The sequence below is a fragment of the Schleiferilactobacillus perolens DSM 12744 genome (assembly GCF_001435585.1).
Taxonomy (GTDB): Bacteria; Bacillota; Bacilli; order Lactobacillales; family Lactobacillaceae; genus Schleiferilactobacillus; species Schleiferilactobacillus perolens.
The window spans coordinates 94,307-120,557 of sequence record NZ_AZEC01000003.1 but is presented as its reverse complement, the minus strand read 5'-3'; the positions used below and the strand labels follow the sequence as shown (position 1 = coordinate 120,557).

At 50.2% G+C, this 26,251-nt stretch carries 21 protein-coding genes and 1 pseudogene; 5 read left to right on the top strand and 17 right to left on the bottom strand.

Going from position 1 to position 26,251, the window contains the following annotated elements:
• Window positions 1–78: 78 nt before the first annotated feature.
• Window positions 79–2,196 (top strand): GH92 family glycosyl hydrolase, encoded by a 2,118-nt coding sequence (locus FD09_RS04310; RefSeq protein WP_057818697.1) that lies wholly within the window; start codon window positions 79–81, stop codon window positions 2,194–2,196.
• A 337-nt stretch (window positions 2,197–2,533) separates the two neighbouring features.
• Here the strand turns inward: FD09_RS04310 and FD09_RS04305 are convergent, their stop codons facing one another.
• From FD09_RS04305 to FD09_RS04280, 6 genes are all read right to left on the bottom strand, one after another.
• The gene (locus FD09_RS04305) at window positions 2,534–3,490 is read right to left on the bottom strand and encodes an ATP-binding cassette domain-containing protein (protein ID WP_057818693.1); all 957 of its coding nucleotides are present in this window, start codon (window positions 3,488–3,490) and stop codon (window positions 2,534–2,536) included.
• Window positions 3,480–4,580, bottom strand: coding sequence for an ABC transporter ATP-binding protein (locus FD09_RS04300; protein ID WP_057818691.1), 1,101 nt, complete (start codon window positions 4,578–4,580; stop codon window positions 3,480–3,482). The genes FD09_RS04305 and FD09_RS04300 overlap by 11 nt, the downstream gene beginning before the upstream one ends.
• 17 nt (window positions 4,581–4,597) lie before the next feature.
• Window positions 4,598–5,530, bottom strand: a complete 933-nt coding sequence (gene oppC, locus FD09_RS04295) for an oligopeptide ABC transporter permease OppC (RefSeq protein ID WP_057819030.1) — start codon at window positions 5,528–5,530, stop codon at window positions 4,598–4,600.
• A 31-nt stretch (window positions 5,531–5,561) separates the two neighbouring features.
• Window positions 5,562–7,064 (bottom strand): ABC transporter permease, encoded by a 1,503-nt coding sequence (locus tag FD09_RS04290; RefSeq protein ID WP_057818688.1) that lies wholly within the window; start codon window positions 7,062–7,064, stop codon window positions 5,562–5,564.
• Window positions 7,065–7,179: 115 nt separating this feature from the next.
• Window positions 7,180–9,165 (bottom strand): peptide ABC transporter substrate-binding protein, encoded by a 1,986-nt coding sequence (locus tag FD09_RS04285; protein WP_057818686.1) that lies wholly within the window; start codon window positions 9,163–9,165, stop codon window positions 7,180–7,182.
• Window positions 9,166–9,416: 251 nt separating this feature from the next.
• Entirely contained in the window at window positions 9,417–10,568 is a 1,152-nt protein-coding gene (locus FD09_RS04280; RefSeq protein ID WP_057818684.1) for an ArgE/DapE family deacylase, read from the bottom strand.
• Window positions 10,569–10,732: 164 nt separating this feature from the next.
• Here FD09_RS04280 and FD09_RS04275 point away from each other — a divergent pair, with 164 nt between their 5' ends.
• Window positions 10,733–11,716: a DUF805 domain-containing protein gene (locus FD09_RS04275; RefSeq protein ID WP_057818682.1), complete on the top strand. Its 984-nt coding sequence runs from the start codon at window positions 10,733–10,735 to the stop codon at window positions 11,714–11,716.
• Window positions 11,703–11,921: a hypothetical protein gene (locus FD09_RS16205; RefSeq protein WP_157053677.1), complete on the top strand. Its 219-nt coding sequence runs from the start codon at window positions 11,703–11,705 to the stop codon at window positions 11,919–11,921. Before FD09_RS04275 ends, FD09_RS16205 begins: the two co-directional genes overlap by 14 nt.
• 55 nt (window positions 11,922–11,976) lie before the next feature.
• Here FD09_RS16205 and FD09_RS04270 read toward each other — a convergent pair whose 3' ends face one another.
• The 9 genes from FD09_RS04270 to FD09_RS04230 form a co-directional block, all read right to left on the bottom strand.
• Window positions 11,977–12,444, bottom strand: a complete 468-nt coding sequence (locus FD09_RS04270; RefSeq protein ID WP_057818680.1) for a GNAT family N-acetyltransferase — start codon at window positions 12,442–12,444, stop codon at window positions 11,977–11,979.
• Complete coding sequence (gene citG / locus FD09_RS04265) at window positions 12,441–13,325, bottom strand: triphosphoribosyl-dephospho-CoA synthase CitG (protein WP_057818678.1); 885 nt, start codon at window positions 13,323–13,325, stop codon at window positions 12,441–12,443. Before citG ends, FD09_RS04270 begins: the two co-directional genes overlap by 4 nt.
• Window positions 13,312–13,872 carry a citrate lyase holo-[acyl-carrier protein] synthase gene (gene citX / locus FD09_RS04260; RefSeq protein ID WP_057818676.1) on the bottom strand — a complete coding sequence of 187 codons (561 nt, stop codon included), beginning with the start codon at window positions 13,870–13,872 and terminating at the stop codon, window positions 13,312–13,314. The genes citG and citX overlap by 14 nt, the downstream gene beginning before the upstream one ends.
• Window positions 13,873–13,971: 99 nt before the next feature.
• The gene (gene citF / locus FD09_RS04255; protein ID WP_057818674.1) at window positions 13,972–15,513 is read right to left on the bottom strand and encodes a citrate lyase subunit alpha; all 1,542 of its coding nucleotides are present in this window, start codon (window positions 15,511–15,513) and stop codon (window positions 13,972–13,974) included.
• On the bottom strand, window positions 15,500–16,414 hold the full coding sequence (citE, locus tag FD09_RS04250; protein ID WP_057818672.1) for a citrate (pro-3S)-lyase subunit beta: 915 nt from the start codon (window positions 16,412–16,414) through the stop codon (window positions 15,500–15,502). The genes citF and citE overlap by 14 nt, the downstream gene beginning before the upstream one ends.
• Before the next feature lies 1 nt (window position 16,415).
• Complete coding sequence (gene citD, locus FD09_RS04245; protein WP_057818669.1) at window positions 16,416–16,709, bottom strand: citrate lyase acyl carrier protein; 294 nt, start codon at window positions 16,707–16,709, stop codon at window positions 16,416–16,418.
• Window positions 16,699–17,748 (bottom strand): [citrate (pro-3S)-lyase] ligase, encoded by a 1,050-nt coding sequence (gene citC / locus FD09_RS04240; protein ID WP_057818667.1) that lies wholly within the window; start codon window positions 17,746–17,748, stop codon window positions 16,699–16,701. The genes citD and citC overlap by 11 nt, the downstream gene beginning before the upstream one ends.
• 6 nt (window positions 17,749–17,754) lie before the next feature.
• Entirely contained in the window at window positions 17,755–18,729 is a 975-nt protein-coding gene (locus FD09_RS04235) for an AEC family transporter (RefSeq protein ID WP_057818665.1), read from the bottom strand.
• A 61-nt stretch (window positions 18,730–18,790) separates the two neighbouring features.
• Entirely contained in the window at window positions 18,791–19,942 is a 1,152-nt protein-coding gene (locus FD09_RS04230) for an NAD(P)-dependent malic enzyme (protein ID WP_057819028.1), read from the bottom strand.
• Window positions 19,943–20,189: 247 nt separating this feature from the next.
• Here FD09_RS04230 and FD09_RS17060 point away from each other — a divergent pair.
• Window positions 20,190–21,307 (top strand): annotated as a pseudogene (locus tag FD09_RS17060) (sugar-binding transcriptional regulator).
• A gap of 282 nt (window positions 21,308–21,589) precedes the next feature.
• On the top strand, window positions 21,590–21,715 hold the full coding sequence (locus FD09_RS16890) for a hypothetical protein (RefSeq protein ID WP_268873280.1): 126 nt from the start codon (window positions 21,590–21,592) through the stop codon (window positions 21,713–21,715).
• Between the two features lie 87 nt (window positions 21,716–21,802).
• Here FD09_RS16890 and FD09_RS04220 read toward each other — a convergent pair whose 3' ends face one another.
• Together FD09_RS04220 and FD09_RS04215 are read right to left on the bottom strand one after the other, a co-directional pair.
• Window positions 21,803–24,349: a hypothetical protein gene (locus FD09_RS04220; RefSeq protein WP_057818663.1), complete on the bottom strand. Its 2,547-nt coding sequence runs from the start codon at window positions 24,347–24,349 to the stop codon at window positions 21,803–21,805.
• Window positions 24,349–26,250 carry a DUF2264 domain-containing protein gene (locus FD09_RS04215; RefSeq protein WP_057818660.1) on the bottom strand — a complete coding sequence of 634 codons (1,902 nt, stop codon included), beginning with the start codon at window positions 26,248–26,250 and terminating at the stop codon, window positions 24,349–24,351. Before FD09_RS04215 ends, FD09_RS04220 begins: the two co-directional genes overlap by 1 nt.
• Window position 26,251: the final 1 nt, after the last annotated feature.

Genomic DNA, 26,251 nt, shown 5'->3' with positions numbered 1-26,251 from the left:
TGCAAGAGACGTCACCAGACGAGACGGAATAGACACAAAACTACGACGACTAAAACTAAAATAACAAAGGAGTTTCTCATGATCTCGATTGATACTCGGACTGGGACTGCCAGTCATCCTAATTTTTCCCATGGCAATACGTTACCGCTGACCGGAGTGCCGTTTGGTATGAACTATTTGGCCGTGCAGACGGCTGGTGAGAATGGGGCTTGGTTTTTTGATCCGGAAAGTCGGAATTATCAAGGGATTCGGTTGACGCATCAGCCGAGTCCGTGGATTGGTGATTTTCAGCACTGTTTATTTAATGCCGTCCCCCAAGGCAGTCATGATGCCACCGGCGTGTACCAGCCGGATGCGGCGACTTTCTCGCCTGCGCTGATCAATATCTTTGATGAACATCATCAGGTTCGCACCCAGGCGACGGCCACTGCGCGAGGCGGAGCTTTGCGATTTACCAGTCATGCAGAGACGTTGGATCTACAAATGAACGCGCCGGATCGGTGGCAAGTGCTGCGCCATGATGAAAATAGCATTGTGTTGCAATTACAAAACTTTGCGGCCAGTGAAGATTCGAATTTCAGTATGTACTTAGCCCTCGGGACTGACGCGCAGATTGATTGGTTCGCCGCGACGGTGCTGCTTGATAAGACCCAGTCTGGGCCATTCACGACCCCAGTGACGGCTGGTGGGACCCTGATTTTGCCGGGTACCAATGACGGCCCAACCACTGTTTGGTTTGCGACTTCGTTCATTAGTCCAGAATTTGCGCAGCGTGAATTAGCCAAATTGCGGCCGCAATCTTTCTTTTCATTGGCACAGGCCAATCAAACAACATGGGATGACAAAATGGCGATCTTTCAGGTTCAAGATCGCCACGCCGATCGGGTCCAAACTTTTTATACAAATTGGTACCGGGCGCTGCTCTATCCCATGCGCTTCTATGAACGGGATGAGCAAGGCAGCCCCGTCCATTACAGTACGATTAAGCAAACTGTGCTGCCTGGCCGGTTGTATACCAACACTGGTTTCTGGGATACCTACAAGACCAGCTTTCCATTATATGCACTGGTACTGCCAGAACAGTACGGCTACTTCTTGGAGGGCTTCTTAAACAGTGCCAAGGAAACCGGCTATTTGCCAAAATGGCTGTCACCGGATGAACGCGGCATGATGCCCGGTACCATGGCCGATGCTGTGGTCGCCGACGCGGTCACCAAGGGAATTCGGCCGGATCTTTGGCCTGAGTTATTGGCAGCGATGGTCCACGGGGCGACCGTACCGAGCCCCGATGGCAAATATGGTCGGCCCAACTTGAAGGATTACCATACTTACGGTTACTTGCCCGCTGACATTCACGAAAGTGTAAACCAGACTCTAGACTATGCTTATTCCGATGCCTTGATTGGCGTGGTTGCCAAAGCATTAGGCAAAAATGACCTGGCCGAGAAATACACCAAGGCCGGCCATAACTATCGCCATCTGTTCGATCCCCAATACGGCTTAATGCATCCCAAAGATCGGTCCGGACGGTTTGTACCCGACTTTGATCCCTTCACCTGGGGGACCGGCTTCACAGAAGGCAGCGCTTGGCAAAACAGTTTCGCAGTCTATCAAGATATCCCCGGCCTAATTAATCTCGCGGGCGGTCCCCGGCCCTTCTTGCGCACCCTGCACGCTTTGGCCAATGCGGCACCGCAGTTTAACGTGGGTACTTACGGCGGCGTGATTCATGAAATGGCCGAAATGAGTGCACTGAGCTTTGGCCAGATCGCCATCTCCAACCAGCCCAGCTTCCATATTCCGTATCTCTTTGCGCTGGCTGGTGAAAAATCAGCCACTGAACTCATCGTGAAGCAGCTCTTGCTGCACGTGTTCAACGCCGGTCCTGCCGGCTTCCCTGGCGATGAAGACAACGGCTCCATGAGCAGCTGGTATTTGTGGTCCGCGCTGGGCCTCTATCCGGTACGGCCTGGATTCGATGACTACGTGTGGGGGATTCCGCTGTTTGACGAAGTAACGATTCAGTTACCCGACCACGCGTTGAATTTAACCACTGAAAACAACGCAGATTATTTGTTGTTCGTGAAAGAACGGATTGCGGACGGTCAGCCAATTGACCAAGCGACGATTACACATCAGAAGTTGATTGATACCCAGCAATTAACCACTGATTTACAATTACTACCAAGTCTTTAGCTTAAATTGGATGACTAACGGCCACGATTTGCTCTTGGCTCCATCAATAGGTGCTGCGCGTTTTCATTTCATGGTGGAAACGGGCTCCGCCGACCAGAAGCTATGTCAGAAGGCAGGAGCGGCAAAAAAGCCTAAAGTGCGGGTNAGAAGCTAGCACATAAGAGCGGCGGGCCATAAAACCTAAGTTCGGGTTTTCTGGCCCGCCGCTCTTATGCGTACGCTTCTACCGCTCGACTTTGCCCTCTGCCACTCAAAAAGCATGAGAAGTTTCCCGAGGAGGTGAGAAACTTCCCATGCTTTTTGTATTCAACGTAAAAGCTCTAACGTTTTCGTCGAATCAGTTGGCCACTGCAGCCAGTTCAGAACGATACTTCGCCTCTTCTTCTTTGTTGCAATAGACGAAGTGGCCAGGCAAAATCTCAACTAAGCTAGGTTTATCATTTTCATAGTGATGTATCTTTGGATCGTACACAATCAGTTTCTTGTGTTGTGCTAGTTTTGGATCAGGTACTGGCACTGCAGACAAGAGGGCCTGCGTATACGGGTGGATCGGGTGGGTGAATAGTTCCTCTGTTTCCGCCACTTCCACGATCCGGCCGCGGCGAATAACGGCGATCCGGTCTGAGATATAGCGTACAACCGAAAGATCATGGGCAATGAAGAGGTACGTGATCCCAGCCTCTTGCTGGAACTTCTTCAACAGGTTCAACACCTGTGCCCGAATGGACATATCGAGCGCTGAAATTGGTTCGTCTGCGACCACCAGATCCGGTTGCATGATTAATGCGCGAGCGATCCCGATCCGCTGCCGTTGACCACCGGAGAATTCATGGGGATAACGGTAGAGCTGTTCTGGGAGCAGCCCCACTTCTTCCATCATTTTGCGTACCTTATTTTCCCGATCTTCTTCGGAATCAAATAAGTGATAGTTGTACAGACCTTCTGAAATGATGTAATCCACGGTGGCCCGTTCGTTCAAGGAAGCTGCTGGGTCCTGGAAAATCATTTGAATTTTGCGGTCAATGCTGTGACGCAATTTTTGGGGTAATTTGCCATTGATCTTAGTACCCTCGAAATTGATCGATCCGGAACTCGTGGGATTGATTCCTAAAACAGCTTTCGCAATCGTGGATTTTCCGGAACCCGATTCACCAACCAGAGAAAAGGTTTCTCCTTTATGAATATCAAAGTTCACGTGTTCCACTGCAGTTAATGCCGATTTGCCGGAACCATAAGTCACTGCCAGATCCCGAATGGATAATACTGTTTCTACTTCACTACCATTAGCTAGCATTGACTTCTCCTTCCGTTTCTGCGCGCTTCATAAAGTCAGACTCCATTTGTTTTTCAATCCGCTCATGCAGATTTTGAATGATTTCTGGCTTCTCAATTTTTGGCGCACGAGGATCAAGCAACCATGTCCGCGCATAATGTGTGTCAGTGATTTTGAATAATGGTGGTTCCCGTTCAAAATCAACCTTCAACGCATAAGGATCTCGCGGGGCAAAGGCGTCCCCTTTAATCTCAGAATACAATGAAGGGGGCGTTCCCGGAATGGAATAAAGATTGGTATCCTTAGTGGCCAGTTGCGGTAGAGAGGACAATAAACTCCAAGTGTACGGGTGACGGGGATCATAAAAGATCTCATCCACAGTACCCACTTCAATCAACCGGCCAGAATACATGACTGCAATGCGATCTGCAATGGATGCCACAACGCCCAGATCGTGGGTGATGAAGATAATACTGAAGTGATATTCTTCTTTCAGATCACGAATCAAATCCAAAATTTGAGCCTGTGTCGTGACGTCCAATGCCGTTGTCGGCTCGTCACAAATCAAAATCTTCGGGTGACAAGCTAAAGCAATAGCAATAACAATCCGCTGGCGCATACCGCCGGAATATTCAAACGGATAATCGCCGTAACGCTCTGCCGCATCTGGAATGCCAGTTCGGCCCATTAATTCGATGGCCATCTTCTTGGCTTCCGATTTTGACTTACCTTGGTGCTTCACGATGACTTCACTAATCTGAGATCCAATCGTATGAATTGGATCAAGTGAGGTCATTGGATCCTGAAATACCGTAGCAATTTCCTTACCCCGGATTTTGACCCATTGCTTATCGTTTTTTAAATCCGTCAGCATTTGACCATTATATTCAATCGTGCCGCCAGATACGTGCCCATTTTGTTCCAGCATACCGGTAAATGTCTTGGTCAACACCGATTTACCAGAACCTGATTCACCCACGATGGCTAATGTCTCGCCATCGTGCAAATCTAATGACACATGGTGAATGGCTTTCAGCGTCTTCCCGCGTACTTGGAACTCCACAGAGAGGTCCCGTACTTTCAGAATGGTCTTTTGTTCTTCTTCACTCATCTGTATGTCCTCTCTTTCTACATGTGCGTCCGCGGATCAGATGCATCAGCTAAGTTCTGACCGACAATATACAATGATATTGTGATCAGTGCGAGTGCAATCACTGGGAACCAGAACAAATATGGATAACTGGTCATAAAAGTCTGATACTGATTAATCAATCTCCCTAAAGAAGGTGTGTTCTGACTCAGGCCAACCCCCACGAAGGAAAGGAACACTTCGTAGGAAATGAAACTTGGCAAGGACAAAGATACTTGAGTCACAATAACCGAAGTCAGGTAAGGAAGAATGTTACGCGTGACAATTCGCAAAGTTGGTGTTCCCAATGTTCGAGACGCGGTATTGTATTCACGGTCTCGATACATCATGACGTAAACCCGAATGGAATATGCTGTACCCAACCAAGACGTCACAGTCATGGCGAAAACCAAATTCCAAAAGCCATTGCCCAATGTATAGGACATGACGATGACGATCAGCAATACTGGAATATTGGTGATAACGTTGTAAACTTCCAACATGACCCGATCAATCTTCTTAGAAACGCCCCAAATGGCACCAACCACAACACCAATGACAGTGACAATGACTGTGGAAATAACACCAATTGAAATAGACGTCCGGGCACCTGCCCAGATGGCATCAAATAGAGATTTGCCATCGGCATCTGTACCAAACCAATATTTAGCACTTGGCCACTGGTAACGGGCCGCTAAGTCATTAATTTTCCCGACATCAGTTAAACTATATCCGCTGAACAAAGGTTGGATGAAAGACATTCCTAGCATCACAATCAAGATTGCTAGCATAGCGATTGTCACTTTATTGGAGAAGAACGTTTTGGCAACCGACCCCCAATAAGAGTACTTGGGTGTATCAATTTTTTCGGTAGCTAACGAATCGAGATCTACGCGCTGAAAATCAGCAGCGGTCAACTGGTCATCAGTCATATTATTTCCTGATTTGCTTTCTTCCGGTACATCAGCCATTCTGTTCATCTCCTGACACAGCTAATTGAATACGAGGATCAACAATTGACATCAACACATCGCCTAACAGTACTGAGAAAACACCGATCGTAGTAAAGATGAATACCAGTGCAATCACCACAGAATTGTTGTGGGCGATGATTGAATCCGGCAGCATTTTCCCCATCCCTGGCATCGCAAACACTGTTTCAGTCATCATTGCGCCACTGATCAAACCAATAATATTGCTCGGAATTCCCTGGACAACTGGAATTGATGCATTCTTAAAGATATGCTTTCGGTAAATTTCTCGATCTGTTAAACCTTTACTTTTGGCAAATTTGACATAATCTGACTGTTGTTGATCGACCATGTATCGCCGGAACCAAATGACGATGCCCGAAACACTCAGCAAGGCCAGTACAACGGTTGGACCAACCCACGAACTGAATGCGCTAGCTCCTTTCGTGGGGAATGAATCAGGTGCTCCCGCAACCGAAAGAACATACCGAAATGTGTAAATCAACGCCAGGCCGGGTACAGCCATCAGTACTGTGACAACTCCGGTAAATAGTCTGTCAAACCATTTGCCCTTCAACCGAGCCATCCCCAACGCAATTGGAATCCCAATAACGTAAGACAGGATCAGCGCCCAAAAGCCCGCACGCACAGACGTACCGATCATGGACGGATCTTGATTAACTTGGTCCACGTTCGTGTAGTCATCCTCATAGCGCTCATAAGACATCTGGTTTCGTCTGGATGGTGATTGATACTGCCGCGTGTAGACGTTGTCAGCTGTATTCATCACTTGTCCATTTGGAAACTTATACTTTGTCGAAACTGTCTGTCCCTGGCGACCACCGATGACATCAGTTACTGCATTGCCAGCGAAAGTCGGATAAGAAGTACCTAGATTGAACTTAATAATGTTCTGGTGGATAAACGGGAATGAGCCATTGAAGTAAATCTGATATCGATATCGCGTACCAGAACCAACGACTGCCCAACCAACCGTCTTATCATTTTCAATCCGCAAATAACGAGCGAGTTTGGGATTGCTCTTATCGTGTATCGCCCAGGGTGTATCAATCTGAATCAAGTTGCCATAAAAACGGCCGAGTCGTTCCAACAGCGGCAACTCACGGGTAACATAATAATTTTTACTTACCGAATATCGATTCAGTTTATACCCATTATCATTTGCCCACTCTTTGAACAATTTTGCATTAGCCGCAGTGTGCGCGGTAGTAACTTTTGCATCAGGATGCTCAGCTTCTACCTTAGCGATTAACGACTTAGTGTCAAAATAGTCGATATAATTCATCTTGCGGTATGCATTTTCTTTGTAATCTGTTAGCGAATCCGGATCGTTTGCCAGCTTCTGAATCATTGGATCTTGTTTGAAAATATCCCGGCGCGGTACCATCGAAAAGACCATGATGTATGCAATGGTAGTGACCAAGAAGATACTGACAATGGATCGCAGAACCCGGAAGAACAAATATTTTTTCATTTTGCTGATCCCTTCTCAAAGCGTAAAAGAATGGGGAAAGAGTATTCCCAACTTGGGCCAGCTCTTTCCCCAAACTTTTAAAGTGCAAAGGTTCTACTGTCAAGAGAGCCTAGTCTTATTTAGCTGCTTCTTCTTTGGCAATTTTCGCACGTTCCGCATACCATGCCTTCTGTGCTTTTTCATATTGCGCAGCTGTCACAGTCTTGCTTTGCAGCTTCATCAGTTTGAACTTGTTAGCGCCTAAACCAGACCAGGAGAACGGACGGGAATAAGGTACGACTTTAGAAACAGATGGTGTACCACCCGCTGAATTGATTGGAATTTGAATTGCAGAATCCAACAATGTCGCCTCAGCCTTGGCAAACGCAGCATATCGTTCATTGTCATTCGACGTGATCTTCTCTGCGGCGGCAACCTGTTCGGCATAAGTATCTAGACCAACAGCCTTCTTAGCATCGGCTGTTTCATCCTTACCTTTCAACATTGCACCCGCTTCAAGACCGAGTGTCTGAACCATCGAACCAGTATCTGGGTTATAGATATCCAAGTAAGTGGAAGGATCATCATAGTCTGGAGACCAACCGGACGCATTACTGATATCGAAGTCTGATGCCTTACCAGTCGTAGCTTGGTAAGTGGCAGCCAGGTACTTATCTTCAGAAGTAAACTGAATATCGATATTAACGTTATCCTTACCCAAATTCTTTTCAACAGAACTCTTAAAGGATTTGGCCTGGTTACCTAACAGCTGTTGTTTCTCATCTTCAGGCAGATCCAAATGAATCGGGAAGGAGACACCCTCAGCTTGCAGTTCTTTCTTGGCCTTAGCGAATAATGTCTTCGCTTTTGCCGGATCATAGGCACCATCTTGCCCATCAGCTAGGCTAACACCTTTGTAAGTTGAAGGATCCAATGCAGCTAAATCCTTTTCGACTTGACTGCCATAATTCTTGCCGTCAATCGAAACAAATGCCGGTGGTGTCATTTCATTACGTAAGGACCGCTTAGCACCAGCTTCACCAACTGCTTGGGCATTATAAGCAGTCTTATCAAAAGCAAATTGAATGGCCTGACGGAAATTCTTGTTCAAAATGGCCTTCTTAGTATCTTCTTTTTCTTTGTCCGTCTTCTTAGATGTCAAATTGTATGTCTGACGATCCAAGTTGAAGGTCATGTTGTAGACCGATGCATCTTGAATACTCCAAGTGATGTTCTTAGCATCTTGCTTTTGGACGGTCTTATAATATGGTGATGTGGGATAAACTCGTGCACCACTCAAATTACCCTTTTTATAAGACTTGTATTGTGCATCTGGATCAGAGCCATCACTGTAGGTCAGCTTAACATTTTTAATGTGGACATTTTTCTTATCCCAATAAGAATCGTTGGCCTTATATTGGATGACGGACTTGGCGGTAAAGTTAGAAAGAATGTAAGGGCCATTGTACAGGATACTGCTGGCTTGCATCTTCCCAAAGTTGCTGCCCTCGCTCTTCAAGAACTTGGCATTGACTGGGAACATAACCCCATATGTCAACTTAGAATTCCAGTAAGGCTCTGCTTGGTTCAATGTATATTGCAATGTATCATCATTGATTGCCTTAATACCAACCTTAGAAAAGTCCTTGGTCTTCCCTGTTACATAGTCATTCAAACCTGCAATAGAGTTTTGAACAACATATAGTGTCTCGGATTTGGCGGCCACCGCGTGTTTCAAGCCAGTAACAAAGTCTTGGGCCTTGACGGTACCATATGTGTTGCCTTCACTATCTACCCACTTAACACCCTTACGAAGTTTGTAAGTGTAAGTCTTGCCATCTTTGCTGACGGTCCAAGACTTTGCCAAATCTGGCTTCAAACGACCATACTGGTCATTCTCTAACAAGCCGTCAACAAAATTGGCATAATGTGTGCTGTTCGTCGCCCGGGACGATACAGTGTAATCCAATGTGGTGGGATCTGTACTGTAAATGTAATTATAAGTGCTGGTTGCAGAATTGCTCCCAGAACCACTACTACTCTTTGAGGACTGATTGCAGGCCGCCAACAAAGCAACTGATGCTAATGCGACTACCATGAGTCCTTTCTTAAACTTCCTCATACACGTCAACCTCCGACATGATTTTTAGGTTTCGTCTGCGCAGACTACCTTGCAACAACGTTAGAGCTTTCTTAAGAATTAAGTCAAATTATAGGACTTCTGGCGGAGATGTCAATAGGTTTTGGGCCGAATTTCGTCATTTCCCTGATTGATTTACTCATTTTAGCCTAGAAAACGCTTATAATCAAGCCAAAACAAAAAGTGTTCTGCCACACTTATGGCAGAACACTCAGATTTGATCTTTTTCTCATTTAAGCATTTAAGAACTGGTCAAAAAGATCTTGGTACAAATCGCAAAATTGCAAATACATTTTCTTTGGTACTGATTCATTCACTTGATGCGGGGTGTTATTGCCTGGACCAAAGATAACGAAGGGATAATTCTTTGGTTTGCCTTCCAATAGGTTTGAGGCATCTGTCACTGGCGCAATGCCGCCGCGTTTTAACTCTTTGCCGCTGTATTGCTGACCGAGTTTGGCGGCTAAATCCGCCAATGCTGAATCGCCTTGAACAGAGCGGGATGGTTGGGACATGTAAACGTCCATGTCGATTTGAGCGCCATCTTCTTTTTGAATCGTCACTAGCCGTTGCAATTCTTCCTTCACTTCGGCATTGTTCAGCTCTGGAATGGTGCGGATATTCACTTCTGCGACTGCCTTGTCTGGAATCGAATTGACCTGGCTGCCGCCATTGAAGATTGTGGTGTTGAAGGTCAACGGTCCCAGGAGTTCATTGGTCTCGTGGTTCATTTCCCGAAAAAGATGGTTGCCGTCCTGCAGCAGTTGCAATAATGGGTCAATCGCGTTGAACCCGTCCTCAGGCATGGAACTGTGGGCTGCTCGGCCATGGGAGGTGAAACGAATGTCCATGGACCCTTTATGGGCATGGGCCACATACCAGCCAGAAGGTTCCCCGATCAGTAAAGCGTCCACATCCTTCATATAACCGTCGTCCAGGAAATATTTGGAACCTAATTCGCCGACTTCTTCACCCATGGTGGCCATGAGTCGAATCGTTCCTTTGGTCGGCTTGCCTTGGGCGGCCAATTCGATCATCGCGATCACCATGGCGGCTAACCCACTCTTCATATCGGTGGCGCCGCGGCCATAGAGATTGCCTTGGCGTTCCGTCAATGTAAAGGGATCACTGGCCCACTGATCGGCATCGCCGGGATCGACCACATCCATATGACCAGAAATTCCCAATATAGGATGACCGCTGCCAATTTCAGCCACCAGATTAGCACGGTCGCCGGTGACCGGTAATATCTGGCTATCGATCTGGTGTGCCGCCAGCAGTTTTCTGAGATATTCGGCCACTTTCTGTTCGTGGTCATTCACCGACAGAATGGCCACCAAGTCGTGCAAAATTTGAATCCGTTGATCCTCACTCAATACTGACATAAAAATCGCCCTCCCACTTACTATTGTAATGGTTTTAGCTGCAATTGGCCCACCCCATTTTTGATGGTATCTAGCAAAGTGTCAGTTTTGTAAGACGTGAGCCAATTCGTTGCAATGGTCTAACCGGACGCGCAAAATTTGGGTGGAGAGGGAGGTGTATTCTCATGGGTACACAAAAGGGTTTTGTGGCCGCATTTAAAGATTACTGGTTCCGTGCTGGTGACTTTCGCGGCAGTAGTACGCGTGGCCAGTATTGGTGGATTGTTTTGATGAATGTCATCGTCGCCCTGATCGGTGCGGCGATTACCTGGATCGCGATATTCATCAGCCTCGGTTTTGGGGCCTCGAACACGATTTCATCCGACAACATGGTCTGGTTCTTGGCAAGTTTTAGTATTGGTCCGATGGTCTACTTTATTCTTTATATCTTTCAAGGTTTACCCTGGTTGACTTTAAGCATGCGGCGTTATCGGGATGCGGGCGTCAGTCCGTGGGCGCTATTGATTACTGTCGTGGCCCCAGCACTCATTCTGGGAATTGCTGGCAAACAGTTGATACCTGTGATCATTGCGGCCGTCTTGACCATTATCGGAGTGGTGATCACCGTGCTGCCCACTCGGCATCCGGTGCCGCTGTGGTCCATGCGGCCAAATGAAGACAGCCGGCCGGTGGGCATGGGCGGCGCCATTGTCGATTTCTTCCGCCGGGGCGGCATTTTCAGCGGCCGGTCCAGCCGCTCGCAGTATTGGTGGATGATCCTATTACAAGTGCTGATCAGTATTGCTGCCTTTATTGTGCTTGTGCCCATGCTTGCATTTGTCGCATTTCACAATATCGGCACCAGTAACCTCAACAGCAGTATGACCAGCATGTCAGACAATTTTCTGAGCATCTGGGGATTCGCTTTTGCAGCCTACTCACTTATTGCTCTGCCTTCCTTGACCATTGTCATTCGCCGGTTTCGGGATGCTGGGTTTAGTCCGTGGTGGTATTTTGTGATCTGGTTGATCACAGTTGGTATCGGTGGTTACGTTGGCTTCCATCCCACTGTTGTGGCAGGCTGGATCGCGTATCTCGTTGTGGCTGTGGTCCAGACTGTGATTCTGGTTTGGCCGACACGAACTGATTTGCAAAATGGTCACGATTGATTCCTTATTTGCTATACTTCAATCAAAGGGGCGATGCGGATGTCTAAATCTAAATCAAAACAGTATGCCCATCCTTTCAGAAGAGGAAATATTAGCTAATTTCACAGATGAAGAATTGCGGCAGGTTGGCCTGAACATGGGTTACAAAATTCCTCAAGGCGCTAAATTTCATGCGGAGCAATCAAACCAAAAATCGTCAGAATAACTTTTTGCAAAACAAAGGACGGGCCACCAGCCAAACTGCTGGGTGCCCGTCCTTTTTAGATGTCCTTAGCCATGATTGTGTTGCTAATCTGAATACCCTCGCGCTCAACCGTATTGACTCGCACAACCTGATATCCCCGGGCTTTGAAAAACGGTAACGCCGTATGGGAGGCTGCTACGGTAATGTGGTGCACATGCCGTTTCTGCGCACGCTCTTCTAGCGTCGTCACAAGTTGCGTCGCAATACCTTCGCCTTGGTGGTCTGGGGCCACGTAAACGCGATCGAGATAACCAGACATGGTCATGTTGGCGAATCCGACGATAACAGCGCCCAGCACTGCAATCAACGTATCATCCACAAATAAGGGCGCACACCAAGTCGTCGGATCAATGCCCTGCAGTGGCGCCCAGGCAGCTAGCTGGGCGGGCGTGTAATCTTTTTTAGCAACCTCGTGCACACTCGCGATAAATAGCTGCACGATGGCCGTTTCGTCGCCTTTTTGAATCGCCCGCAACTGGATCATGCCGCCACCTTAAACGGCAGCCAGTCGAAAACTAATCCTAAATAGATCGTCAGGATCAATAAATCGGCACTGCCGCCCAGACTAAGGTTGCGGTCCATGAAAGTATTGTTCAAATCAGTCAGAAATTGCACTCCCGCCGGCGTTTGAGCGCCGCCCAGGCGGAAATATTCTGCCGCTTGCTCATGCACCCAGGGCACAATGGCTGCCGTACCTGCCCGTTTGATCACGTTGCTGTCGCGGGTATGGGCGACGATGACCATGAAAGTGTCGAGGAGCCGTTGGTTGCGGGTGCCTTGAGCGGTATCCCGGAGGTAAGGTACCGCCCATTGAGTCACCGCCGGGAAACCGGCCTCCGCCTCACCGCGAATGCCGGTGAAGCCGTATTTAAGATATTCCCGTTCGCCGGCCGTCAACTTCGTCGGGTCCTTCTTTTCAACCCCGGTAAAGTCATTCGCTGTGAGCCCGTGGAGCATGGTGCGCACCGCCGCCATAATTTGTGTAACCGTCAAGGAAGTCCCCTGCTGGGTACTCCAAGCAGTGGCAGCCACTAATACACCAAGGGAAAAGATCGCCCCTTTATGCGTATTAATTCCTTGCGTCGTTGCAAACATCGTCTTTTCTGCCGTCACGCCCACGGGTCGAATCTGCGCAAATAGATCCCGCAAATTGCCCGCAGAAAACGCCGCCCCCAGACGGGCGACTTCGGTGAAATAGGGCCGCAACGCTGTGGCGCTGTCAACGAAGGTGAAAGCATCCATGTCCTGATGGGCACCGGCACTCACCGGGTCCACCAGCCCTGGCTTGGGGTTGACCATCATTTCATAGATTAGCGCCCGCTCAGCCAATACCGGTAGTCTTTGGACGAGATCAGTTTGTACCATGCCCACCATCCTTAAAATAGTCAAAATAACGTTGACTAATATTAGCCTGCAGCTCCGCGACGCTATGCCGCCGGGACCGTGCACAATCCTTCGCCGGCCGCCCGCAAATCAGACACCGCCGGGCGGCAAAACCCAGGTCCTGGCGGGATAAAGGCCGCTCCTGAGTGGTCGCCGTGAGCGCATCCACATCAAAAAGCCGCCCGAGCGCAAAATCGTCCTCGAACTGAACAGCAATCTGCTTCGCTTCAGCCACGGGCATATCGACCACCCAGAACGCTTCGGGTCCCGTCGGTTTATGCCAAGTGGTCTCCGTTTTCAACGCTGTGGCAGGAAACAACTGCGCTAACTGGGCCACTCCAGTCGCAAAGAGGTGTTCTAGCTGGTCATTATTCTTAATTGGCCCTGGGATATTAAGCTTACTGGCTAAAATCGTGTCCTCTGGATATTCCGCCATCAACTTATCCTGCCAAGCCACCCGTGCATCCTTATTCGCCAACACTGACATAATATCCTGCGCCGCACCAGTCGCAAAAATCGTCTCTGCCATTCTTCCACCCTTTTCTCTACTCACCATTATATACAACAAGCGCCAGTGCCGCGAAAAAACGGCCCTGACGCTTGTTGAAGCATGTTTAATTAGCTCAAGTTAATCTTTTACTTGATTAATCACATCAATCAAACTGCCATCACGGTATTCGACCAAAGCAACCGGCCGATCCGTGTACTCAATTTCCTTAGGTTTGCCGACAATTGCTTCCGCCTTCGCCGCCAATTCCTGAATCGTATAGACCGGTACACCCGGAATATGGCTCAAGGCATCAATCAAGTCCTGCCGCTTCGGATTAATGGCAATCCCAATCTCCGTGGCGACCACATCAATGGATTCACCAGGCGTGGTGATTGACGTCATCTTCGGGACAATCGTCGCCAACCGGCCCCGGACTAACGGTGCCGAAATAATGGTCAATTTGGCCGTCGCCGCGTCTTGGTGACCGCCAACAGCGCCCCGAATGACTCCATCGGAACCTGTTAAAACATTGACGTTGAAGTCGGTGTCGATTTGCAAAGCGGACAAAATAACCACGTCCAACTTATCCACCATAGCACCCTTATTGTACGGATCAGCGTACCAAGAAGCATCGATTTCTTGTTGGGCCGGGTTAGTGTGCATGGAGTCTGCGGCGCCTTTATCAAAGTCTTGCACATCCATGACCTTGTTGACCAATCCTTCAGCCAACAGATCTGTCGTCGGCTTCGTAATCCCGCCCAGAGCAAAGGATGCTTTAATTCCCTTGTCCAGCATGGATTGCCGTAAGTACCGCGTCACAGCCAAGGCGGCACCACCAGAACCAGTTTGGAAAGAAAAACCGTTCTTGAAGTATGGGGAGTGGGTAATCACTTCATTAACTTCTTCAGCAATCTTCAATTCCTTAGGATCCTTGGTGAACCGGGTAGCGCCGGAACCGATCTTGTCGGGGTCACCGACTTGGTCGACTTTCACCACATAATCCACTTGGGTCTGGTTAATGGAAGCCGGTGTATTGGGATAGGCTACAATATTGTCTGTTAACAAAACGACTTTATTGGCGTATTTAGCATCCATCAGGGCATAACCCAGGGAACCAAAGACCGCGTCCCCAGTCATGCCGTTGGCGTTACCTTCTTCATCGGCGTTGGGTACGCCCAGGAAGGCCACGTCGATCTTAATCTTGCCGGTTTCAATCGCTCGGGCCCGACCACCATGGGAACGGAAAATCACGGGGGTCTTTAACGCACCGTGGGAAACAGCATCGCCTAAAGAACCGCGCATCCCAGAACTGGTGATGTGAGTAATGGTACCGGCTTTGATGGCTTTGACCACCATATCGTTCATGACGTTGGTCAAAGATGACGGCGCCAAAGTCAAGTCTTTGATGCCTTGGTCGATGATGACCTGCATCACTTCGTTAAAGACCTGATCGCCCTCCCGCAGATGATGGTGGAAGGAAATGGTCATACCATCTTTGACTTCCGCCTTAACCACATCAGCGATCGAGTCGACGACTTTGTTTTCGCCGAATTGCGCCCGTACGGTAGGGGCCACCCGTTGACTCACGGGGTTGCCCAGCTTCGTACCGGCATAAGGCTTGTAATCATACTGATTCAAAATTGAATCGGGAATATCAACACCGACATTATTCTTCGACATAGTTACCCTCCTCGTCAACTAAATGAGATGCCTTGGCTAAGTTCATGACCCGTTGTGCCCGCAAAGCAACTGGCCGGTCGACCATTTGACCGTTCAAGGAAATGACCCCGGAGCCCTTTTCGTGCGCCTCGTCAATCGCGGCAATGACCTGCTGCGCATTTTGCACTTCGGCCTTAGTCGGTGCATAAACGGCGTTGATCACTGGAATCTGGCGTGGGTTGATGACGGACTTGCCGTCGTAGCCCAATTGATGGATGAATTTAGTTTCGCGAATCAAACCAGCCTCGTCATCCAGGTTGGTGAAGACGGTATCGAAAGCGGCGATCCCGGCTGCCCGAGCCGCGTGTAAAATCACGTTGCGGGCATATTCCAATTCACGACCATCAGGATAGCGGTGAGTCTTCATATCGGTGGTATAGTCTTCGGCGGAAAGTGCGATTCCGATCATCCGATCTGATGCTGCAGCGATTTCATTGGCATTGATCACACCCTTGGCACTTTCAATGGCGGCCATGACGTGAGTGGAACCTTCTTCACGGCCAAATTCAGTTTCGGCAGCAGCCACATCGTCGACCAATTCCTTGATCATGTCGGCTGTTTCGGTCTTCGGCAGCCGAATGACATCGATGCCGGCCTTGACCATGGCCCGGACATCATCTTTATAAAAAGGTGTATCAACACCGTTAACCCGGACCACTTTTTCAGCAGTGCCGTAATCGACGGTCTTTAATGCTTCATAAACTAAGTCCCGGGCCGCGTCCTTCTCTTGTAAAGAAACGGCGTCTTCCAGGTCGAACATGATGGAGTCGGCGCCATAGATACCGGCGTCCTTCAACATGGCCGGATTATTGCCGGGGACAAACATCATTGTCCGGCGTAACCGTTCTTCTGTCTCAGCCATATTAGAGCACCTCCCAAGCTGGTTCTGTTTGTTCTAGTGCCCGCTGAGCGACAGCCACAGTCCGGGCTTTAATCACGCAATCCAAAGCGCCCTTATCCACAGCCTTGACCAGAGCATTCTCAATTTGGAAACCCTGAAGTGTCGTGGTAATGACGTCCTTAATTTGGTCACCATATTGGCTGGCCACGGCGGAGTCCAAGTCAATCTGGATACCACCGCTAGTGGCTGGCGACAGGGTAATCTGGATATCAGAAGATTCCAGCGTGCCCGCTAAAGCAGTTTTTTTAATTTCCACGAATATTCACGCCTTTCGCAATACGCTTAAGTAATTCATCTTGATGATCCTGAATAAACTGCCAGGTGCTGACTGGCAAGAAATCTTGAACGGTGGCCAATTGATGGTTCGCCAAGGCCTGGCGTACCTGAGTAGCCGTCACAACGGTTCCGGCCTGGGTCAAACGGGGCACGACGATCAGCTGTACCGCTGGCGGCAATTCTTTGGCCAATACCGTGTTGTAAATGGCCGTGGTATGAGATTTTGGCTCCTCTCCCACGTACCGCCGACTAATATGCAGCGTCGGGGCCACCCAATCTCGGAACAATCGGGCATCTAAAGTGGTTTGATACCGAATCACATCGTCCCCGGATTTAAGAAAATACGCGGGGAAGGTGGCATAACTGACCATGTAATCACCACCGGGATACACGCGGACATTTTTTAGATCCGCCACCCCGGCTTGGACTAATTGCATCCGTTCAGCACTGGTAAACAATGACCGATCAGTGGAAACGACGAAGACATCGACGATTTCGTTTTCCGCCGCGGCCTTTTCAACCAGATAACGATGGCCTTGGGTGAACGGATTGGCATTCATGACGATGGCAGCCACTTGTTTGTGGGCTTGATCCTGGACGCCGGGCAATTGCGTCAGATATTGCTTGATCCCAGGCGCACCAGCTTCCAGCAACACACCCACAGCGGTCTTTGCCAGCGTCGTGAATCCCACATGGCCAAAACTGGTTTCATATTGGGGCTTGGTGAACACCATCATATGGGAATGGCCCGCCATCATTAGGCGCGTCTGCAGTTCGGAGACCACCTGATTGAAGTTGGCCCCGGGCACATCCCCTTCGTCCACCGCAATGAACTTGAGGACGTTGCCGGCAATGGCCCCCGTGCCAACCAGCCGGTCGCCATCGAACAGGCCGATCACACTATCCACGCTGGCGACTTCTGCGTCAGAAAAGCCGCTGAGACCATGACTGGCCAAGAATGCGATCCATTCTTTTTTGACACTGGGCACCCGCAAATGGAGATCTCGAATATCAGCCATTGGCGATTAACCCATCAATACCATGATGATCGGGACCACGACGACGAAGAGCACAGAGGCCGATACCACAATGTTGGTAGCGAACTTCACATCGCCATGATAGGTCGTGGCCAGAATCGGCAGTACCGCAAAGGTCGGTGTGGCGGCCTGAATGATCAAGGTCTTTTGGAAGACGGGGACCATGCCGAGACCCGCTTTGACTCCGACTGCGATCAACGCAAACATGATAACGGGTGCTAAGACAAACCGGCCCAGCAACGTCACAATCACATTCTTGTCAAACTGCATGTTGCCAATTCCGAAGCTCTTCAACATAATCCCGATGTAAATCAAGGACAACGGGGTCACCAGCGCACCAATATCAGTCAGCGTCAAAGTGACGAAGTTGACCAGTAGATGGCTGCGCAGCCACGGAATGTAGATGAACGGTAAGGCCACAATGAATCCCCACAATGGCGTGGGAATTAAATGGTGCCAATCCAATTTGACTTTGGCCGTCCCATCGGCGCCCACGGTGGGGTCGTCGGCGGCAATGATCCATACCCCGATCGTCCATAACATGACCGTGTTGACGATGTAGTAAACCAACAGGTACGGAATGGAGCTATCACCGAATAGTGCTTGGTTCAACGGCATCCCGATGAAGACCGTGTTGGCAAAGTTCATGGCAGTCATCATCAAGCCGCGTTTACCCTTCGGTACTTTGAGTACCCGCACAACCAGCCAAGAAATCAGCAAGCCAACCGTGATACTCACGACACTGTATAACAGGCCAACGGATAACTTGGCCAATTGTTCTGGTTTGAAGTGGTTCATCATCGACATGAAGATGGATGCCGGTAAAGCCACTTGCATGATCAGTTTGGAAAGCGCGCCGGAGAACTTGTCGTCAAACCAGCCCTTTCCCTGGGCGAAGTAGCCAACTGCAATCATGATCATAATGGCTAGAACGCTTTGGATCGATGTCCAAAAGATTCCCATAATTCTCTCACCTCATCGTGGCGACACACCGAGTGCAGCTGCATCGCCAGTGTCTATTGTTTTATTTCTGTGCTTTTGCGAATTCTTCTACACCAGCAGTAACGGCATCCACAACGCCGTCATCGAAGACGCCCGGGACAATTTTTTCTGCCGTGGGCGTCGCGATCAAACCGGCTAGTGCTTGGGCAATCTTGGTTTCCAATGCCACGTTCACGGATTTTAAACCGCTCTTGAGCAAACCGCGGAACAGGCCTGGGAAAGCCAGAATGTTGTTCACTTGGTTCGGGTACTTGCTGGCACCAGTGGCAATGACTGCCGCACCGGCTGCTTGGGCCTCCGCCGGATCAATTTCTGGTACCGGGTTGGCTAATGCAAAGATGATGGGCTGATCGGCCATTTCCTTGACCTGGGCCCCAGTGAGTACGTGGGCATCAGATAAACCAACAAAGGCATCGGCGCCCTTAATCACATCGTCTAACGTCTCGCCGGCAGCACTGTCCACTTGGCCGGCCAATTCCCGTTGGTAGCTGTTATAACGGATATCATCAGGCTTCACGACACCGTGGATATCCACGAGAGAAATGTGCTTGATACCAGCCGCCAGTAACAACTTTGCAGTCGCAATGCCGGATGCTCCGACCCCAGTCAAGACAACTTTAAGATCGGTCACAGACTTGCCCACGACCTTTGCCGCGTTGATCAAACCAGCTAATACAACAATCGCGGAACCTTCTTGGTCATCGTGATACACCGGAATGTTCAATTCTTTTTGCAGCGCATCTTCAATGGCAAAGCAGCGTGGTGCCGCAATGTCTTCCAAATGAATCCCAGCAAAGCTCTTGGCAATATTCTTGATGGTGGCGACAAAGTCGTCAATGCTGACTTGTTCGACTGCCAGTGGAATGGCATCCACACCGGCCAGTTCCTTATAAAGGAGCGCCTTGCCTTCAACGATGGGTAACCCACCGGCAGGGCCGATGTTGCCTAAACCCAATACGGCTGAGCCGTCGGTGACCACGGCGACAAGTTTGCCGCTGGTGGTATAAACATCCTTCTTGGCGGGATCAGCCTCGATTTCTTTGGCTAAGCCGGCCACACCAGGGGTGTATGCCTTGCCTAGGTCTTCCCGGTTACGGACGGTCAATTCTGGGTGAATCGACAGCACGCCGGTGTGGGCGCTGTGTAATTGTTCCACTTCATTTTCTGCCACAATCATTACCTCCTTGTTTTGATGCATTCGTTCTTTTTGACGTCCATAGTATGGCACAATTCTTTTGAATTTTCAAAATTAAAGGCTTAAATTTTAAAATTGAAACTTTTGGGTAGATTCATGGTAAAATGGTTTTAGCAGACGGTTTAATGACGAAAGTCTGAAATTCGATGAACCAGTGCCATTGCGGAGCAGTCGTAGGTTGAAGGGGGCTCAGCTGTGGAAACCACACCGCGCGCTTTTTGCGCGGATGTGGTTAGGCGTGTTTGAGACCGCGCACTTTGCGGGCTCAAACCGCCATCACAGCTTGCTACGCCTGCGGCTCCGCACTTGCTGCGCTTCGCAGCCCCCTTCAACCGGAGACTGCGCAGCTTTGGCACGGCTCGTTTGGTCATTCTTGATTGGAGGAATCGTGATGGCGACGCAGGAACATCAGGCGCTTTTGACTGCGATTGCACAGGATTATTATTTTTCCCGGGCATCGGTCAGTGAGTTGGCCGAGAAGTATCACATTACCCGCTATTTCGTGGAGAAATACTTGCAGGAGGCGCAGGCCAGTGGATTGGTGACGATTACGATTCAGGCACCGACGACGCGGCTGCAGTCGCTGGAGTTGAAATTCAAGCAGGCGTTCGCTATTCCGCACTTGGTGATCATCAAAGATGCCGCCAATCCAACTCAGACGATTGAACATGTGGTGACTTATGCGGCCCAGCAAGTTCAGAATTTGATTCACGCCCAAAATGTTGTGGGGCTGTCGTGGGGGGCCACAATTTACGATGTCATCCAGCATTTTTCTGCCGATAATCAACCGGGTTTGACCTTCACCCAATATATGGGTGAGAATATGAAATACCATTCACGGGCTGGTTCCACGCGCATGGTGGAGATGGCGGCAAATAAATTCAGCGCCAACTACCAGACGATCGTGGGTCCGTTATATGTATTCAATCCCACTGTGCGGACCATGTTGACCAAAGAACCGGCCTTGGCTCCCGCCTTGCATTATGCGAAAAGCTAGATCTGATTATCTGCGGGATCGGGACCATGGATTCGATCGACTCGATTCCAGTTTGGCACCAGCATCGTAATGAGATCGTGCCGGCAGATCAAATTGAAAATGTGGCCGGGGTGTTGTTTGGGCGCCCCTATGATGTTCAAGGCCGCCTCATTGCACCGGACAAATCACCTCTTTTCGGAATTTCAGAAACCGCCGTCCGCGCCGTCCCGCGCCGGGTCGGGATTGTCACCAGTAAGTTCAAAACCCGCGCCACCCTGGGCGCGTTGCGCGGCGGGATGTTAACGGATTTAGTGATGAGTGAGGCAGTGGCCAATCGAATCGCCGCGGAAGCAGCAGAGTTACAGTAACCAACAGGGTCAATGTACGCCCATGGACGAACGACCCCCAAGAAATATGCCTGGTCACACTTCCGTCATCTTGTTTAAGGGTTCGCAAAGTCCCATAAGAGCTAGTTAAGAGGGGTACTGCTCCAGCACTGTGAGCAGTATCCTATTTTTGTGGTCAAGGAAAGCTTCGATTCCTGCTGGCTAAAGTGCCAATGCTCCGTATTGGCACGACCCCCCCTCACCAGAAAAAGCTTGTCCACTGACCACATCAAACATACCCATAAATCAGGAAGGACGATTCTTATGTTCAATATGAAAACAATTGGTTTATTCTCCGCTGCCTTATCCACAGCGTTTCTCGTCACCCAGTATGTGCGCATGCACCAACGGCGCCAATATGTCCACATTGACTCCGGTGCCCGCAAATAGATGATTAACCAGATTCAACCCACCAAAAAACGGAGCGGCCCTCGTCCAGAATTTTGGATGAGAACCGCTTCGTTTTTGCTTGCGGAATTATTCGATAACTTCAATCGCGTCCAGCAGGTAACTGCCTTGAGCCACCGTGATGGTCACAGTATGCTCGCCGGCAGCAAGACCCGCAATGATGAAATTCGGCTGTTTGGCCGGCGCGTTGAGCGGAGCCGCCAATGGTTGCGTCAATTGATCATCCACCTGGATGTCCAATCGGCCGGTCTCGTTACCGCCGCCGATAAGGGCAAAACCAGTGCCGCGGAAATGAAATTGCAGCGTGGTGGGCGTCGGGCTGTCGGCTTGCCCGACAGAATACGACCGTTCCCAATAATCACTGGCTTGCCCAGCCAAGTGCTGCCATTGACCGGTGTACGTCAGCCCTGGATGAAGATCATCCCAGCGGCGGGCACTAGTGGCCACCTGGTGAGGCACGGCGGTCACACTCAGGGCATGGAAAATCGTGTGGTAATAACCTGTGCCCACTTTAACCCGGCCGCTTAATGCCGGCCGATCCACAGCACGATGTTCAAATTGCGGCGCGCCGTCCAGCAGCACGGTGATGATGTGGCCAACGGCGGCCATGATCAGTTCATGGTCGACTGCGGCGTCAAACATCCGCAAGTACTGCCGGGCCACGATGCGGCCATGTTCCCACAGCACCAACCGGCCATCGGGCCAAAGCTGGGTGACATAGGGGGCGGCCATGACGCTGCCATCAGGATCGAGCTGTTCGCGCAGACCCAGCGCCACATAGTTGCCCTCGGCTGAATTCTGCCGGGTGCTGGTGTCGAACGTGAAACCGAGATTCACCCGATAGTTTTCCCAGCGATCATCGCCGATGGTGAAATTGGGGGCACTGGATTCTTCCCAGTCCAAAGCCCGTTCCTGTTCCGTAATTTGCTGGACCAAGGCTCTCTTGCCCACAGATATTTCCTGCACTTCAAAGGCACCGCCCAGATCCGTGGTGTACTGGGGTGCCCCGCCCCTATCCCGCAGATAGTCGGCCGGTTTGTCCTGATAAGCATAATCGTCTTGGAAAAGAATTCCCTGCTGGGCATCCACTACCAGCGGGACATCGGGGTTGGCCGCAGTGATCCGCTGATAGGCTGGTTGATCAGTTAATGTCGTCACGGTCGCAATGGCCCGGGCGGGTACCGTGATTTCGTAATGGTCCCCAGCCGGTAAAGTCGCCACCAACTGTTTAACCCGATCGTCCCATTTTTCAGTGGCCCTTTCCCTTCCTCGGGTTTCCCACATATGAAACGGTTTATCATTAGTCAAAAGATTGGCTAGCTGCACGATAAAGTGTTGCGGACCATCACTGTCGTTCACAAAAATCGTCGAGACATCCCGCCCATCTGGCGATGCCAGCGTCAAGTAACTTGGTTCATTGGCCTGTTGGCTAACGTTCTCCGTACCCTCCGCCGCGGAGTATGTCGCGCTGTTAATGTAGCGCCAGGCTGTCTCGGTCTGGTCCAACCAACCCGCCGTGGCAAAGTCTGTGAAATGCTTCAGGACTTGTATCCCAATATTATCAACACTGAAGAAACCAGACCAGGGCGTTTGGGCGATGATCAGATCCTTGTGGGCATAGCGCACCCCGGGATAAAACGCCGCCAGGGCGGGTTGGAAAATATAGTGGGAGCGCCGGGATTGGTGATAGCTTTTGATCCAGCGGTTAGCCACGTCCAAGCTGCTTTGGACGCCGCCAATCCCCGTATGGCGGCTGTCCTGCTGGCGCAACGAGCCATTGGTAGTGGGCGCAATTCCTTCGCTGTACCACACTTCATGGTGATAGGTATCAGCCAAAGCTGTAAACGGTTTGGCCGGGCCGTCCGCTGTGTTGTAATGGTAGCCCACCGCTGGGACCAGCGCCCGCAATGCCGGATCGGCGACCATGGCGCTGCCAAAGTCAGTATCGTAGTTTTGATCCGCCGCAATAATTTTGATTTGCTGGTACTGGGCGATGGGGAAATCAGCCGGAAATCCCGTGTCATCCACCGCCAGCCGTTTGGCGAACCATTGGATATAGCGGTACATCGGGTAACGGGTTGCATTCCGGTCGGGGTCCACATAATTAAATAGGAAACCATACGTTTGCCAGGCGGCGATAATCGTCTTTTTATAATACTGATACATTGGTTCGTAAGCTTCAGTAGGCACTTCGTGGTCAGGATCGGTTCCCCGCACATGGCGCCACAAGGTCCGTAACCACCCAGGTTCACCCCAGCGCAGCAAAGAAGTCATCAAATTGGGCTGAATCTTTTTGGCATCGGCGATCAGTTGGAAACCCATCCCCCGCCGGACATTGACTACCCCCGCCGCACTGCGTAACGGAGCCGGTTCTGTGCCCGAAGACGTATTGGCGTCATTGCCCAATTCAATTTTTAACATCCGCATCAACGGGTGCGTCCCGCCAAACAGCAATTGCAATAATTGCGCATAAACTTCCGGGTGTTCCCACTTATAATCCAACAGCAAGCGGGAAGAGTTATTGCAGCTGAGGTAGCCAAACCCTTTGAAAGTATTCGCGTCGCCCCAGTCGGTATGCAGATCGTGACCGTCAATGGTGAACTTAGTCGCATCCATTAGCGAACCTCCTTTGACCATTCAGCGAGGTGAATGGTCCGAGTTTGATCGGACCACTGGATGGTGACTTGGGCACCATCTTGGCTCACCGTCGGCACGATGATTTGGTTGTTCACCATACTTTCGCTTTCCCGATCGCCCAAGAATAGGGCCATCCACGTGTGTTCGCCGGGTGCCAAGGTAGCGGTTTGCAACGGCAGGCGGGTCTTGGGAAAGTCGATATTAGTGTTGGGTTCCGGAGTGGATAATTCCACGGCCCAGACCGGCGTCAACGCCACTAGTCCGACAACGCCGACACGGCTTGTATAAAACACACTGTGGGGAATGTCGGTGATCAATTCCTTTTCATCCGCCGCCCCACTGTCTGGCGCTGAGAAACTGCCCTCGGCCAAATGGAGGGTCCGGGCCGTGTAAAGGTGGTGAACACGCACATGCCAAGGCATCTGGGGGATGACGAAATTATCGATGGTCACGTCTGGCCACGGCTGCCATTGGGAATATACATAGTCGTCATGAATTTGCCAATCTGTGTAATGAAAGGCCGTCCGCCAAAATTCATCGCTTTCGGATACCGCTAAAGTGCTGTCAAAAGCCCCTTGTTTGAGTAAAGTCGATCCTTTGGGGGTGCTGAAGGCAAAGGAAGAGGAATAGACATATTTCTCATATTTAGCCGCACCATGGGCGTGTTCATGGGAATGCTGGCCGGCGGTGAAGGCTTGCACTTCTTGCCCGGTGCGACTGTGGACCACCAGCATCCGCGGTTCTGGCTGGCGCTTCACCGGTTCAAACTGAAACCGCTCTGCTTCCCGCACTTGCCAGAATGGGTCATCGGCTGGCAAGGCCATAAAGATGAAGGTCTTTAACGCCCAGTATGCGGATGCCGGGGCATTGTACCCTTCCGCAAAGTTCATGTTGGGATAGGCGTAGCCGACTGGCAATAGCCCATCGGATTGGAACATATCCTGACTAAACCACCAGCGCAGGTTGTTGAGCAGCAAATGTTTCACATCTCCCAGCGCATAACCTTCTGGCATTGCAATATGGGCAAAGGCGCAGGCGGCCCAAAAAGCACCTTGGGCAAAGCGGTAATCCAGTGATCGGCCAAACGGCAGCCCTGCCCCGTCCGCCGCAAACCAATTGGCATAGCTCTTTACAAAGGCAGTGGCCCGCTCGCGCAGCAATTTTTCTTGTGCATCCTGGGGTTGGGCAAAGGCCACATACAACAGCGTAAAGAATTGGTAGGCAAAGGGAATATAGTTATCGATTTGATTCTCATACCCATCGAAAGACCAGCCATGATCCAAATAATGGCCGTTGGTGATGGCAAAATCAGCATCGATCTGCCGTTGGTGGTCGCTTTGGCCGACATGGACAAACCAGGCATTGACCATCACTCGGAACAACAACCAATTGGTCTTGGGCAGCACCCGCTGGTTGATCTGGGCCAGCCAATTCAGGATTTGGGTTTGTTCTTTGGTGGTGAGATGCCGCCAAAACGATGACTCAGTTTCAAACAAGAACGCGGATAATGCACCCATCTCGACAAACAGCTGATCATAGTCTTGCAGCGGGCCCTGGCCCCAGTACCATTCACTCTCCGGATCTGTTCCAATGACAATACTAGTGCGCACAAATTCCCACCATGTGAAGTGTTCGGTAATGCGGCGCGGTTGCGAGAATAACGGTCCTAAGCCCCACAGTAAGCGCATGAAACCTTCGATTTCGGTTCTGTCCGCGGTGTACACTGCCCCGTGACTACTGAGCTTAAAGCGGCCAGGCCGGTTCTCGGTAAGCATCACTGTCATCGCTGGTGTTAATAGATCCAGCAGTGCTTTTTCCATGTCGGCTTGAGTTTCTAACGGGTTCTTTTTTAATTGGACATTAAATAAAGGTGGCGTCATT

Excerpts from the sequence above, each read along its gene's own strand:
- FD09_RS04310 (WP_057818697.1), top strand. The coding sequence starts at position 79 with ATGATCTCGATTGATACTCGGACTGGGACTGCCAGTCATCCTAATTTT.
- FD09_RS04305 (WP_057818693.1), bottom strand. The coding sequence starts at position 3,490 with ATGCTAGCTAATGGTAGTGAAGTAGAAACAGTATTATCCATTCGGGAT.
- FD09_RS04300 (WP_057818691.1), bottom strand. The coding sequence starts at position 4,580 with ATGAGTGAAGAAGAACAAAAGACCATTCTGAAAGTACGGGACCTCTCT.
- oppC (WP_057819030.1), bottom strand. The coding sequence starts at position 5,530 with ATGACTGATGACCAGTTGACCGCTGCTGATTTTCAGCGCGTAGATCTC.
- FD09_RS04290 (WP_057818688.1), bottom strand. The coding sequence starts at position 7,064 with ATGAAAAAATATTTGTTCTTCCGGGTTCTGCGATCCATTGTCAGTATC.
- FD09_RS04285 (WP_057818686.1), bottom strand. The coding sequence starts at position 9,165 with ATGAGGAAGTTTAAGAAAGGACTCATGGTAGTCGCATTAGCATCAGTT.
- FD09_RS04280 (WP_057818684.1), bottom strand. The coding sequence starts at position 10,568 with ATGTCAGTATTGAGTGAGGATCAACGGATTCAAATTTTGCACGACTTG.
- FD09_RS04275 (WP_057818682.1), top strand. The coding sequence starts at position 10,733 with ATGGGTACACAAAAGGGTTTTGTGGCCGCATTTAAAGATTACTGGTTC.
- FD09_RS16205 (WP_157053677.1), top strand. The coding sequence starts at position 11,703 with ATGGTCACGATTGATTCCTTATTTGCTATACTTCAATCAAAGGGGCGA.
- FD09_RS04270 (WP_057818680.1), bottom strand. The coding sequence starts at position 12,444 with ATGATCCAGTTGCGGGCGATTCAAAAAGGCGACGAAACGGCCATCGTG.
- citG (WP_057818678.1), bottom strand. The coding sequence starts at position 13,325 with ATGGTACAAACTGATCTCGTCCAAAGACTACCGGTATTGGCTGAGCGG.
- citX (WP_057818676.1), bottom strand. The coding sequence starts at position 13,872 with ATGGCAGAGACGATTTTTGCGACTGGTGCGGCGCAGGATATTATGTCA.
- citF (WP_057818674.1), bottom strand. The coding sequence starts at position 15,513 with ATGTCGAAGAATAATGTCGGTGTTGATATTCCCGATTCAATTTTGAAT.
- citE (WP_057818672.1), bottom strand. The coding sequence starts at position 16,414 with ATGGCTGAGACAGAAGAACGGTTACGCCGGACAATGATGTTTGTCCCC.
- citC (WP_057818667.1), bottom strand. The coding sequence starts at position 17,748 with ATGGCTGATATTCGAGATCTCCATTTGCGGGTGCCCAGTGTCAAAAAA.
- FD09_RS04235 (WP_057818665.1), bottom strand. The coding sequence starts at position 18,729 with ATGGGAATCTTTTGGACATCGATCCAAAGCGTTCTAGCCATTATGATC.
- FD09_RS16890 (WP_268873280.1), top strand. The coding sequence starts at position 21,590 with ATGTTCAATATGAAAACAATTGGTTTATTCTCCGCTGCCTTATCCACA.
- FD09_RS04220 (WP_057818663.1), bottom strand. The coding sequence starts at position 24,349 with ATGGATGCGACTAAGTTCACCATTGACGGTCACGATCTGCATACCGAC.
- FD09_RS04215 (WP_057818660.1), bottom strand. The coding sequence starts at position 26,250 with ATGACGCCACCTTTATTTAATGTCCAATTAAAAAAGAACCCGTTAGAA.